General features: G+C 68.5%; 14 protein-coding genes. 10 read left to right on the forward strand and 4 right to left on the reverse strand.

Annotation, left to right across the window (positions count from 1 at the left end; genetic code table 11):
• Position 1: 1 nt before the first annotated feature.
• Entirely contained in the window at positions 2 to 1429 is a 1428-nt protein-coding gene (locus ACFTS5_RS29945; protein ID WP_378637520.1) for an amidase, read from the reverse strand.
• Positions 1430 to 1571: 142 nt separating this feature from the next.
• Here ACFTS5_RS29945 and ACFTS5_RS29950 point away from each other — a divergent pair, with 142 nt between their 5' ends.
• The 9 genes from ACFTS5_RS29950 to ACFTS5_RS29990 all read left to right on the forward strand — a co-directional run bounded on the left by ACFTS5_RS29950 (position 1572) and on the right by ACFTS5_RS29990 (position 8798).
• Entirely contained in the window at positions 1572 to 2438 is an 867-nt protein-coding gene (locus tag ACFTS5_RS29950; RefSeq protein ID WP_378637523.1) for an alpha/beta fold hydrolase, read from the forward strand.
• Positions 2425 to 3024 carry a TetR/AcrR family transcriptional regulator gene (locus ACFTS5_RS29955; protein WP_378637525.1) on the forward strand — a complete coding sequence of 200 codons (600 nt, stop codon included), beginning with the start codon at positions 2425 to 2427 and terminating at the stop codon, positions 3022 to 3024. The genes ACFTS5_RS29950 and ACFTS5_RS29955 overlap by 14 nt, the downstream gene beginning before the upstream one ends.
• Before the next feature lie 47 nt (positions 3025 to 3071).
• Entirely contained in the window at positions 3072 to 3854 is a 783-nt protein-coding gene (gene recO, locus ACFTS5_RS29960) for a DNA repair protein RecO (protein ID WP_378637528.1), read from the forward strand.
• 53 nt (positions 3855 to 3907) lie between these two features.
• Positions 3908 to 4723, forward strand: coding sequence for an isoprenyl transferase (locus tag ACFTS5_RS29965; RefSeq protein WP_378637531.1), 816 nt, complete (start codon positions 3908 to 3910; stop codon positions 4721 to 4723).
• 77 nt (positions 4724 to 4800) lie between these two features.
• Positions 4801 to 5154: a YbjN domain-containing protein gene (locus tag ACFTS5_RS29970; RefSeq protein ID WP_378637751.1), complete on the forward strand. Its 354-nt coding sequence runs from the start codon at positions 4801 to 4803 to the stop codon at positions 5152 to 5154.
• A gap of 75 nt (positions 5155 to 5229) precedes the next feature.
• Positions 5230 to 6153, forward strand: coding sequence for an ABC transporter ATP-binding protein (locus ACFTS5_RS29975; RefSeq protein ID WP_378637534.1), 924 nt, complete (start codon positions 5230 to 5232; stop codon positions 6151 to 6153).
• Between the two features lies 1 nt (position 6154).
• Complete coding sequence (locus ACFTS5_RS29980; RefSeq protein ID WP_378637536.1) at positions 6155 to 6940, forward strand: ABC transporter permease; 786 nt, start codon at positions 6155 to 6157, stop codon at positions 6938 to 6940.
• Positions 6941 to 7032: 92 nt separating this feature from the next.
• A complete protein-coding gene (locus ACFTS5_RS29985) occupies positions 7033 to 8196 on the forward strand; it encodes a sensor histidine kinase (protein ID WP_378637539.1) in 1164 nt (387 codons plus the stop codon).
• Positions 8193 to 8798, forward strand: coding sequence for a response regulator (locus tag ACFTS5_RS29990; protein ID WP_378637541.1), 606 nt, complete (start codon positions 8193 to 8195; stop codon positions 8796 to 8798). The genes ACFTS5_RS29985 and ACFTS5_RS29990 overlap by 4 nt, the downstream gene beginning before the upstream one ends.
• Position 8799: 1 nt before the next feature.
• Here the strand turns inward: ACFTS5_RS29990 and ACFTS5_RS29995 are convergent, their stop codons facing one another.
• Together ACFTS5_RS29995 and ACFTS5_RS30000 are read right to left on the reverse strand one after the other, a co-directional pair.
• Positions 8800 to 9516: an LGFP repeat-containing protein gene (locus ACFTS5_RS29995; RefSeq protein WP_378637544.1), complete on the reverse strand. Its 717-nt coding sequence runs from the start codon at positions 9514 to 9516 to the stop codon at positions 8800 to 8802.
• 145 nt (positions 9517 to 9661) lie between these two features.
• A complete protein-coding gene (locus ACFTS5_RS30000; protein ID WP_378637547.1) occupies positions 9662 to 10270 on the reverse strand; it encodes a TetR/AcrR family transcriptional regulator in 609 nt (202 codons plus the stop codon).
• A gap of 104 nt (positions 10271 to 10374) precedes the next feature.
• Between ACFTS5_RS30000 and ACFTS5_RS30005 the strand changes: the two genes are divergently transcribed.
• On the forward strand, positions 10375 to 11349 hold the full coding sequence (locus ACFTS5_RS30005) for a hypothetical protein (protein ID WP_378637549.1): 975 nt from the start codon (positions 10375 to 10377) through the stop codon (positions 11347 to 11349).
• Between the two features lie 93 nt (positions 11350 to 11442).
• On the opposite strand, the gene ACFTS5_RS30010 is transcribed toward ACFTS5_RS30005, so the two are convergent.
• A complete protein-coding gene (locus tag ACFTS5_RS30010) occupies positions 11443 to 12573 on the reverse strand; it encodes a Fic family protein (protein WP_378637552.1) in 1131 nt (376 codons plus the stop codon).
• Positions 12574 to 12580: the final 7 nt, after the last annotated feature.

Here is a 12580-nt window from a genome sequence, read left to right on the forward strand (position 1 = left end):
GTCACCACCACTGGGCGGGGCGGTGCCGTTCCCAGTGCAGGTCCGATTCCAGCTGGGCCGCCAGCGAGATCAGCAGTGGTTCGCTGCCGGCGGTGCCCATCAGTTGCGCACCGATCGGCAGTCCGGCGTCGGTGAATCCGGCAGGCACGTTCACGCTCGGCCAGCCGAGTACGTTCCACGGCCAGGTGTACGGGCACGCGGCGGTGATCAGATTGTTCGTCGCACCGAAGCCGATGCCATCGATCTCTTCCACCTGTGGGGGAGGGGTCGCGGTGGTCGGCGCCAGCACCAAGTCGTAGTCGTCGAAGAACGAGCCGATACGCTTGTGCAGCAAGGGTTCCGCGAGCCGCGCGGCGGTGAGTGCGGGTCCGCTGAGCACGCGGCCGATGCGCGAATTGGTGGTGGTCCTCGGGTCGACGACCGCGCCCGGCATATCCCGGTGGACCCGGCTGATCCCCGCCAGCGAGCGCGGCAGGAAGGACGCGCCGATCATCAACCCGTAGTGCAGGTCTGTCACCGTGACGGTATGGCCGAGCGTGCGCAGGGTGGCGGCCAGTGCGTGCACGGCGGCCGCGATCTGCGGATCGAGCGCGGCTTTGGTCGCGGTGTACGGAATGCTCAGGGAGAGCGCGATTCTGAGCGTGCCCGGATCGCGCCCGACGGCCGCGCTCGCCTCGATGGGCGCGGGCTTGTGCCGGTCACCGTCGTGCGGTCCGGCGGCGATGTCGAGCAGCAGCGCCGCGTCCCGCACAGTGCGCGCGAGCGGTCCGTTGACGGTGAGCCCGTTGAACGCCTCCGCCAGCGGCCAGGTGGAGATGCGCCCCCGCTGCGGCTTGATCCCGATCAGGTTGGTCCACGAGGCCGGGATACGCACCGACCCCGCGCCGTCGGAACCCAGCGCGGCGGGGACCAATCCGGCCGCGACCGCCGCCGCGGACCCACCCGACGACCCACCCGGCGTGCGCGTGCGATCCCACGGATTGCGGGTGTGGCCGAACGCGTCACCACTGGTGAAAGGCAGCTGTCCCAGCTCGCAGGTATTGGTCTTGCCGACGATCACCGCACCCGCCGCGCGCAACCGGCGCACCGATTCGGCATCCGCGGATTTCGGCGTGAACTCCCCACCACACCCGAACGCGGTGACCTCGCCGCTGATGTCGGTGTCGTCCTTGACCGCGATCGGCACACCCAGCAGCGGCAGCCGCACACCCGTCGCCAACCGCGCGTCCGCCTCGGCCGCCTCCCGCAGCGCGGCGTCGCGACGGACGACCCGGAACGCGTTGAGCGTCGGCTGCGACGCCTCGATCCGGTCGAGCGCGTCGGCGACGGCGACGACCGAGGAAATACTGCCGTCGGCCACGGCCGAGGACAGCTCGGTGAGGCCGAGATCGGCCGAGGAATTCGGCGCGAGGTGGTCGGGCGCGGACATGTGAGCTCCGTCTCTGCAGGTGCGTGGCTCGACCGTAACGCGAACCTGGTCACCCGTCCACATCCCCTAGGGTGGGTATAGACATACATACGGGATGTATGTAACAGTGGACGTGCCCAGCATTCGACCAGGGGAGGACCCCATGGGAATCAGCTCAGCACTCGGCCCGGCACGCGAGATCGCCCTGTCGTCCGGCCGCATCCGCTACCACGACACCGGCTCCGGATCGCCGGTCGTCTTCGTCCACGGATTGCTCGTCAACGCCGATATCTGGCGCGGGATCGTGCCCGGTCTCGCGGCCGCCGGCCACCGCTGCCTCACGCCCGACTGGCCGCTCGGATCCCACACCATCCCGATGCCCGACGCCGACCTCAGCCCCACCGGCATCGCGGACCTGATCGCCGAGTTCCTCGACGCGCTCGACCTCACCGACGTCACGATCGTCGCCAACGACACCGGTGGTGCGCTCACCCAGATCCTGATGACCCGCCGACCGGAACGGATCGGCCGCGTCGTCCTGGCCGCCGTCGACTGCTACGAAGTGTTCCCGCCGCAGCCTTTCGCGGGCTTGCTGAAGGTGGCGAAGATTCCCGGCATGATCCGCCCGCTGCTGGCGCCGATGCGCTTCGGGTTCATGCAGCGCCTGCCACTCGGATTCGGGCTGGTCACCAAACATGAACTGCCGCAAGAGATCGCGCAGTCCTATTTGGGGTCTGCCCGGCGCGACGCCGCCATCCGCGACGACCTGCGCCGCTTCGCCGCCGGTGTCGACAAGCGATGCACCGTGGCCGCCGCCGAACACTTCGGCACGGTCGATGTCCCGGTGCTGGTGGTCTGGTCGACCGAGGACAAACTGTTCCCGATGGCGCTGGCCGAACGGCTGGTCGCCGATCTACCGCGGGCGAGCCTGCGCACCCTCGACAATTCCTACACTTTCATCCCCGAGGACCGGCCGGAGTTGCTCACCGAACTGATCGTGGAGTTCACTCGGCTGCATGCAGCGCCGTAGTCAGGAGGATCGCTCCCGCGTCACCCGAGCCGCGCTCGAGCAGGCAGGCCGTCGCCTGTTCGCCGAGCGCGGCTTCGCCGGTACATCGGCCGAGCAGTTGGTGGCCGCAGCCGGTGTCACCCGTGGCGCTCTGCACCATCACTACGGCGACAAACGCGGACTGTTCCTCGCGGTTCTCGAACAGGTCGAGACCGAGGCCACCGAGGAGATCGCGAGCGCCGTCGCCGCAGTCGACCGTGCCGACATCATCGGCGGCATGACCGCGGGTCTGGCGCGTTTTCTCGACATCTGCGCCCGCCCGGAAATGCTGCGCATCGTGTTGATGGACGCCCCGACCGTCCTCGGCTGGCCCGCTTTCCGCGAATTCGAAGCTCGCCACGGACTCGGCCTCATCACCGACGAACTGCAACGTGCCACCGACGCGGGCCTGATCCCGGTCGCCCCCGTTCCGGTACTCGCGCAACTACTGCTCAGCGCCATCACCGAAGCCTCGCTCATCGTCGCCCACGCCGATGACCCCGACCGTGCTCGCATCGACACCCAGCAATCGCTGCTGCTACTCATCGCCGGTCTGCTCCAGTCCTGATCCGTGTCCGTGACCGCGGTGTCGGGCGCACATGCAAGACTGGGCGCGTGCGGTTGTATCGGGATGAGGCGGTAGTGGTTCGCCAGCACAAGCTGGGCGAGGCCGATCGCATCGTCACGCTCCTGACCAGGCAACACGGGCTCGTCCGGGCGGTGGCGAAGGGGGTGCGGCGCACCAAATCGAAGTTCGGGGCGCGGCTCGAGCCGTTCTCCTATATCGATGTGCAGTTGCACCCCGGGCGCACGCTCGACATCGTCACCCAGGTCATCACCGTGGAGGCGTTCGCCGCCGACATCATCGACGACTACGGCCGCTACACCACCGCGTGCGCGATCCTCGAAACCGCCGAGCGTCTCGCGGGCGAAGAACGCGCACCCGCCCCGAAACTGCACGTACTCACCGCGGGTGCCCTGCGCGCGATCGCCGCCAAACAGCGCCCCCACGAACTGATCTTGGACGCATACCTGTTGCGCGCCATGGGTTTCGCCGGGTGGGCGCCCGCGCTGGACGAATGTGCCCGCTGCGCGACCCCCGGCCCGCACCGCGCTTTCCATGTGGCCGCGGGCGGTGCGGTCTGTGTGCACTGCCGTCCGCCGGGCGCGAGCACGCCCATCACCGGGGTGCTCGATCTGCTCGTCGCCCTGTTGAAGGGGGAGTGGGCCTACATCGACAGCGTTCCCGACAACGTCCGCCGCCAGGCCAGTGGTCTCGTCGCCGCCCACCTGCAGTGGCATCTGGAGCGCCAGCTGCGCACGCTCCCGCTGATCGAGCGATCCCGCATCGATCCCGCGGACCGGCCAGACGCCGCTGTCGTCGGCCGGGTCGGCTGAGCAAACGGCGCGAAGCCGGAGCCCGTGCAGCTCGTACCCGGCGATCAGGCAGGATGGACGCCGTGATCCTGCGTCGTGACTCCTCTCCCGCGAGCAAGGACGGCACCCGCACCGTGCGGCCGCCGTCCCAGCATCCCTCCGGCGCGCGTCCGCCCGCGATCCCGCCCGAGCTCGTCCCCAACCACGTCGCGCTGGTGATGGACGGCAACGGGCGCTGGGCCCAGGAGCGTGGCCTGCCACGTACCGCCGGACACGAACGCGGCGAGGCCGTGCTGATGGACTCCGTCGAAGGTTGCATCGAGATCGGCGTGAAGTGGCTCTCGGCCTACGCCTTCTCCACCGAGAACTGGCGACGCAGCCCCGACGAAGTGCGCTTCCTGATGGGCTTCAACCGCGACGTGATCCGCCGCCGCCGCGACGAGATGCACGAGATGGGCGTGCGGGTGCGCTGGGCCGGGCGCCGGCCCCGCCTGTGGCGCAGCGTGATCAAGGAACTCGAGGTGGCCGAAGAGCTCACCAAGGACAACGACGTGATGACGCTGACCATGTGCGTCAACTACGGTGGCCGTGCCGAAATCGCCGACGCCGCAAGGGAAATCGCGCGCCGGGTGGCCGCGGGTGAGATCGACCCGGAGAAGGTCGACGAGGCCACCGTCGCGAAGTATCTCGACGAACCCGATATGCCCGATGTCGACCTGTTCCTTCGCCCCTCCGGCGAGTTCCGCAGCTCGAACTTCTTGATCTGGCAGGCGGCCTACGCCGAATTCGTTTACCAGGACACGCTTTTCCCCGACTTCGACCGGCGTAACCTGTGGGACGCGTGCCTGGAATACGCCAAGCGCGATCGCCGCTTCGGTGGCGCCAAATGAGTGACGACGGAGCCGAGATGGATACCACGGTCTCACCCGAAATCGACCTGCAGGCGCGCACCGGCGCCTGCCTGCAGATGCAGGACGTCGATGTCCGGGTGGACTCGGACGGGTCGCTGGGCTTCGAATACGACGGCGCCCTGTGCTCGATCCGCGCCGTCACCCTCGCGCCCGGCCTCACCGTGCTGTCGCTGACCAGCGTGCTGGCGTGGGATCGCCCGCTCAAGACGGCGCTGCACAAGCGCGTCGCCGAACGCAACAACGAGATCCAGTTCGGTTCGGTCACGCTGATCGCCCGTGGTCAGCTGGGCGACGTCATTCTGCGCTACACCTTCCCCGCCGAAGGCCTGGACGACGGAGCCCTCACCACCATGCTGCTGCTCGCGCTGTCCGGTGCGAGCCGAGCCCGGCAGGGGTTGCTCGCGCCGTAATCCGTGACACCTGTCATGGGCGAATGGTGACAGTCGGCTCAGGTTTCGCGGCCTCGTCCGCGCGAATCTTGAACCATGCCTTCACCACGAACGACCCGCGCGGCCATCGAGCTGCGCGACCTGCGTAAATCCTTTCCCGGAACCACGGGTCCGGTCCGCGCCGTCGACGGTCTCGACCTGACCGTGGCGCCGGGAGAGATCGTCGCCTTCCTCGGCCCCAACGGCGCGGGTAAGTCGACCACGATCGACCTGCTCCTCGGCCTGACCGCTCCCGATTCGGGCACGGTCGCGGTCTTCGGCGAAGCGCCGGAGGATGCCGTGCGGGCCGGTCGGGTGGCCGCGGTGCTGCAGTCGGGTGGGCTGCTGCCCGACCTCACCGTCGGCGAAACCGTTCGCTTGGTCGCCGCCCTGCACGCCCGGCCGCGGCCGGCGCCGGAAGTCCTCGAGCGGGCAGGCATCGCCGATATCGCCGACCGCCTCGTCGGAAAGTGCTCGGGTGGCCAGCAGCAGCGGCTGCGGTTCGCGCTGGCACTGCTGCCCGACCCGGACCTGATCGTGCTGGACGAACCCACCACCGGCATGGACGTGTCGGGCAGGCGCGATTTCTGGGCGGCCATGCGCGAGGACGCGGTGAGTGGCCGCACCGTGCTGTTCGCCACCCACTACCTCGACGAAGCCGATGCCTACGCCGACCGGATCGTGCTGGTGCGTGCCGGTCGTATCGTCGCCGACGGCAGCGCCGCCCAGATCAAGAACCTGACCGTCGGCCGGACCGTGGCGGCCACCCTGCCCGGCGCCGACCCGGCCCACCTGTCCGCGCTGCCCGGCGTCGAGCAGGTGGAGCTGCGCGGCGATCGAATCCTGGTGCAGGCCAGGGACTCCGATGACATCGCCCGTTATCTGCTCACCCACACCGCGGCCCACGACATCGAAATCACCACCCACAACCTGGAATCGGCGTTCCTCGCGCTGACCTCCGCACCCGAAGGCGAGCGCTGACATGATCGAGACAACCCGCACCGCGACAAAACCGGCGCGCACACCTCGCCTCGGCGGCTTCAGCGCGGCCTTCCTCTCGCTCGAACTGCGCCGCATGCTCCGCAACCGGCGCACCCTGATCTTCACCCTGATCATGCCGCCGGTGTTCTTCGTGATCTTCGGTCTACAGGGTGGAAACCGGGACGAGTCCTTCGGTTCGGGCAACATCACCGGCTACATCATGGTGTCGATGGCGCTCTACGGGGCCCTGCTCGCGACTACCAGCGGCGGCGCGATGGTAGCGGTCGAACGTGCCCACGGCTGGACCCGCCAGCTACGGCTGACACCGCTGCGGCCGGTGGCCTACGTGGCGACGAAGGTCGCGGTCGCGATGTCGCTGGGGCTGGTGGCGGTGGCGACGGTGTTCGTCGTCGGCGCGTTCTGCGGTGCCGCTCTGACACCGGTGGCCTGGGTGGCCTGCTTCCTGCTCGCCTGGATCTGCTCGCTGGTGTTCGCGGCCTTCGGTCTGCTCATGGGCTACCTGTTGCCCTCGGAGAACGTCATGCAACTGCTCGGCCCGGGACTGGCGATGCTGTCGTTCGCGGGCGGGCTGTTCTTCCCGATCCACGGGTGGTTCGCCGCTGTGTCGAAGGTATTGCCGACCTACGGGGTCGCCACCCTGGTGCGTACCCCGTTCGGTGATACCGGTGCGGGCACCATCGCGCTGGCCGTGGTGAATGTCGTCGCGTGGACCGCGGTGTTCGTGGTGGGCGCGGCCGCGCTGTTCCGCCGGGACACCGCCCGTTGAACGAACGATCACGCGGGCCGATTCGTGGGTACCGTCGGTACTCGCCGGGTCGGCCCGCGTGGCTGCGCAAGTGCTGTGAGAAGGGAATGCTCGTGAGTTCGGGTGACTTCGTCGACCGGGTGTTCGGCACCGGGGCGACCGATACCAGCGGCATGCGCCGCGGGTGGTTCGGTGCCGCGCTCGCGGCGGGATGGTTGCTGTACCTGGTACCGCAGATCCACGACAGCTGGGTCGAGCACGGCACGGTGCGGGCGGTCGGTGCGACGGTAGCCGTGCTGGCGTTCGGCGGGCTGATCGTGACGGCGTTCGTCGTCTTCCGCCGGCTCGACTGGGACGAGCAGGACGATCCGCGGTCTGTCGATCCGCGGATCTGGCCGCTGCTCGTAGGCATGGCCGCGTTGTCAGTGGTGATGATGGCGCTGCTCGGCGCGGCCGCGCTCCCGACCGTGCTCTACATCGCCGCGGTCGCGATATTCTCGCTGCCCACCCGGCTCTCGTTGGTCGTGGTGGTGGCGGTATCGGCGACGATGGTGGCGATGCCCGTGTTCGCGCCGGGCCGGTGGCTCGGTGGCACGGCGCTGGTGCTCGCGGTGATTCCGCCGGTGATCTGGCTCGCCAGGGAGATCGGCCTGCGCGGCAGGCGACTACAGGCGATTACCCGCAGTCAGCGCGCCGACCTGGCGATCGAGGCCGAGCGCAATCGGGTCGCCCGCGATGTGCACGACATCCTCGGCCATTCCCTCACGGTGATCACCATCAAAACCGAACTCGCGCAACGCCTTATCGATGTCGACGTGGCGCGCGCCAAGACCGAACTCGCCGATGTGGAACGCTTGGCCCGCGAGGCGCTCGCCGGGGTGCGCGACACCGTGGGTGGTCTGCGTGAGGTGAGTTTGCGCCGAGAACTCGCCACCGCGCACACCGCGCTGACCGCGGCCGAGATCGTTGCTGTACTGCCCGATTCGACGATGGTGGACACTCGGCACAGTGAGCTGTTCGGCTGGGTGCTGCGCGAGGCGGTGACCAACGTCGTGCGTCACAGTGCGGCCGAACACTGCACCGTGGTCGTCACCGAGAACAGCATCGAGATCACCGACGACGGCCGTGGCTGCGACGTCACCGCATCGTCCGGCTCGGGTTTGCGCGGGCTGGCCGAGCGACTGCGCGCGGCCGGTGGCACGCTGACCATGTCCACGCCGACGGGCGGTGGCGTCGGCCTGCTGGCGACGGTTCCCGCGGAAGGGAGTGTCCGATGATCCGGCTGCTGCTCGCCGACGACCAGGCACTGGTGCGCGGCGCGCTGGTCGCCCTGCTCGGTCTGGAATCCGACCTCGAGGTGGTCGCCGAAGTCGGCCGTGGCGACGAAGTCCTGGCCGCGGTGACCCGCACCAGCCCCGACGTGGCACTGCTCGACATCGACATGCCCGGCCTGGACGGCATCGAGGTCGCCGCCCGCCTGCACGCCGCACACCCGCGCGTGCGGATCCTCATGGTCACCACGTTCGGTCGACCCGGCTACCTACGCCGCGCCATCGATGCGGGCGCGAGTGGGTTCGTCGTGAAGGACACTCCCGCACGGGAATTGGCCGACGCGGTCCGCCGGGTACATCTGGGACTACGCGTCGTCGACCCGGCGCTGGCGACCGAGACCCTCACTGCCGGAACGTCTCCGCTCACGGCCAGGGAACGTCAAGTGCTCGCCGCGGCCGCCGACGGTTCGGCGGCCGGGGCCATCGCCGAGCGCTTACACCTCTCGGAAGGGACTGTGCGCAACCATCTTTCGGCCGCGATCGGCAAGACCGGCACCCGCAACCGCGCGGAGGCGATCCTGGCGGCGCAGCGTCAGGGCTGGTTGTAGCTCAGCGCTCGGGCTTCCAGGTGATCTTGCCGCCCGTGAAATCCTGGGCCTTGCCGCCCTGGTAGTCGTATTCGTCGCTGGTGGGGTAGCCGTAGCGGCCGTTTTCGCCGCCCGCGCGGATCCAGTCGGCCTGGATGCTGCCCCACACCGCGTGCGCGCCGGTCTTCGACGTCCAGTAGATGGCGCCGGTCGGGAACATGGTGAACTGTCCGTCGCCCTTGCCCGCCGCGGACACGTCGGTGAGCGGGAAGCCCAGCGGGCTCGATTCCCAGCCCAACGCCGCCCACTTGTCGCGGATCGGACCGCTGATCTGGTGTGCGCCGGTGCCGACGGACCAGTAGATCGAGCCTTTCTGGAAGTGGTTGTACCGGCCGCTGCCCGACGGGGTGGACTGCTCGCGGGTGGTCGGGTAGCCGAGCTTGCCCGACTCGTTGCCCGTCTCGGCGAACTTGTCCCGGATCTGACCCGCGACGGTGTTGGCGTTGGTGTCGGGATGCCAGTAGATGGCCGCGTTGTTGGCGAAGGTCTGATACTTGCCGCCGGCCGCCGCGTCGGCTTCCGGGGAGGTGGGCTCGCCCAGCGCCGGGCCGCCCGCCTGGTCGTATTCGGTCTCGATCGCGCCGCCCACCTCGAATCCGCCGATCATCCTGGCCTGCGCGGTACCTGCCATCGCCGCGGGCAGCGCGGCCACAACGGTCACGGCTGCCAGTGCGGTCAAGCCGCGTGATCGAAGGGTTCGACGGTGCAAAGTCACAGGAAACTCCCTGGTCGGATCGGTATTCAACGATGTCCGGCGCTCGGGACCCCCTCCGGTGCCGCACCCGAACCTACCCGTTCGGCGACGGTGGCAACAGTGGCCTTGCTCACCTGGGATGGTGCGGAGGTCCCGGCAGCATGACCTCGAGACCGCGGGCGAAATCCTCCGGGGCGACGTCGGCGAGCAGGAGGTGTTGCAGGATGAAGCCGGGCAGCAGCCCGATGAGCGTTTTGGCGATCGCGTCGGAATCGGTGCCCGGCGGCAGCCAGCCGGACTCGCACAACCGGTCCGCGTACTCGAACCACAGCGCGCGCATGGACGCGATGGCCGCGCGTACCGGGACGGCCGCCTCGTCCGAGACCAGCGCGAGCGCCCACGCCTGTGGGGCGAGTCGCAGCGGTCCCTCGGGCCCACTGCGTTTAACGATCTCGGTGGTCAGCAGTCGGATGACCTCCGCCGGGGGAGGCGGGGTCTCGGTGCGGATGATCTCGGCGAGCCGCTCGCGCAGCGGCCCCATCGTGCGGTTCACGAGCGCGGCGATGATCTCGTTCTTGCTGGTGAAGTACCGGTAGACCGCACCCGCCGACATCTGCGATTCGGCGAATACGTCCTGCATCGAGGTCTCGTGGAAGCCCTTCCTGGCGAAGCACAGCTGCGCGGCGTCGAGGATCTGCTGCCTGCGGCGTTCCAGGTGTTCTTCGCTGACTCTGGGCATGAGTCAAAAGTAAAACGAATGTCCGTTCTTGACAAGCGAGGTGGGCGGTGTCACGGTAGGAACATCAAAAAGAACGAACATTCGCTTTTAAGGGGAGAAACCGCATGACGATCACCCGCCGAGCAGTAGCTCTCGGCCTCGCGGCCACCGCGATCCAGGCCCTGATGCTCATCGCCTTCGCCTGGCCCGCCGTCAATATCGGCCCGCGTGATCTGCCGGTCGCCGTCGCGGGTCCCGCCTCAGCCCAGGTCGCCCAGCAACTGCGGCAGCGCGATCCCGAGGCCTTCGAGATCACCACCGTCACCGACGCGCAGCAGGCGCGAAACGCGATGGCCGACAACGAGATCTACGGCGCCATCATCACCGGCAACGGCGCACCGCAGGTCCTGGTCGCCTCCGCCGCCTCGCCCGCCGTCGCCCAACAGCTCACCGCCGTCGCGCAGCAACTCAGCGGTATCCCCGTCGCTCCCGTCGAGGACGTGATCGCCATCGATTCCGACGATCAGCGCGGCGCGGGCTTCGGCTCGATGGTCCTGCCGCTGGTCATGTCCGGCATGGCCGCGGGCATCCTGCTCACCCTGCTGGTCCCCGCCTTCGGGTCCCGGCTCGCCGGACTGGCCGCCTTCGGTATCGCGGGCGGGCTCCTGAGCACCCTGATCTTCCACACCTGGCTCTCGATCCTGCCCGGCTCCTATCTCGAACTGGCCGCCATCGCGGGCTTGGCCTCCTTTACCGTCGCCGCCGTCATCGTCGGCCTGGCCGCCGCCATCGGGCGCCCTGGCATCGGACTGGGCGCCCTCACCATGCTGCTGGTCGGCAACCCGTTCTCCGCCGCCACCTCGGCCCCCGAACTCCTGCCCCAGCCCTGGGGCACCATCGGCCAGTTGCTCCCCCCGGGCGCCGCTGCCTCCCTGCTCCGCTCGGTCGCCTACTTCGACGGTGCCGGCGCCCTCGCCCCCCTCGCCGTCCTACTCGCCTGGGCCGCAGGCGGAGTCGCCCTGCTCGGCCTCGGCGCCCTCCGCTCCCGCCAGCTGACCACGCCTACCGCATCTCCCGAACCGGTGGCGGTACCCGCCTGACCCTCCCGCGAAAACGCTCCGCACGACCAACTCTCGTGCGGAGCGTTTTGGCTCTGATGTCGAGCGGAGCTTGTGACTGCGGAGATTCGGCAGCTACTCCTTGTTCAGCTCGGCGATTTCCGTCAGTTCGTAGGATGTGCTTCGGCCGCTCGAGTCGGAGCGTCGCAAGGCGCCGAGCTCGATGAGTTCGTTGATGTCGCGGAGGGCGGAGGCCTGGGACGTATTGGTGATGATCGCCCATTTGCGGGTTGTCAGGTTGCCGTTGAAACCGTCCAGGATTCGGTGGAGCATTTCGATCTGACGGGGGTTCATCGCCGTGGTGTGCCACGTGCGCCAGAAGCGGGCTTTCGCGAGCGCTGCGTCGATGGTTCGGTCGGCGTTGTTGATGGACTGGAGTAGCGCATCGAGGAACCAGAGCAGCCAGGCTGTGACATCGAGGTCGCCGCGTTGGGTGCTTTCGAGGATCGCGTAGTAGTTTTTGCGGTCGCGCTGGATCTGGGCGGACAGGCTGTAGAACCGGCGAGGGCTGTGTTCGGAACGAGCCAAGGCGAGATCGCCTATCGCGCGTGCGATTCTGCCGTTTCCGTCATCGAAGGGATGAATTGTCACGAACCATAGGTGTGCCAGGCCGGCCTTCAGCACCGCGGGTTCGGGGGTTTCCGCGTCGAGCCACATCAGGAAGCGGTACATGTCGTCATCGAGGCGCGAGGCGGGTGGGGCCTCGAAGTGGACTCGCTGCCGACCGTATGGTCCCGAGATCACCTCCATCGGTCCGGTCTCATCGGTTCGCCAGCCGCCCACCCGGATTCGTGAGATGCCGGAGTAGCCCGTGGGAAAGAGTCCGGCGTGCCAGCCGAACAGACGCTCCGCAGTCACCGGTTGGTCGTGATGGCGGGTGGCGTCGAAGACCATATCGACGACACCGTCGACCCGGCGGTCGGTGGGTGTTGTCGCGCCGATATCGACACCGAGCCTGCGAGCGATGGACGACCGGACCGACGCCGCATCGAGTAACTCGCCTTCGATGGCGCTCGACTGCACGACGTCAGTGGTAAGCGCTTCCAACCCCGCGCGTTCCTGTGTGGCGTCGTCGGCGTGGGTGAGTCGACCGTGCAGGCGCCCCTGTGCGAGCGCGACCTCTGCCGTCGGTTTGGCGAGCAGAACGGCGTCGTAGGTGAAGCGAGGCCAGTTCGTCGCCTCCCAGATGTACCCACGGTTCGTCATGCAGCGA

This window comes from Nocardia sp. NPDC056952 (assembly GCF_042674185.1).
Taxonomy (GTDB): domain Bacteria; phylum Actinomycetota; class Actinomycetes; order Mycobacteriales; family Mycobacteriaceae; genus Nocardia.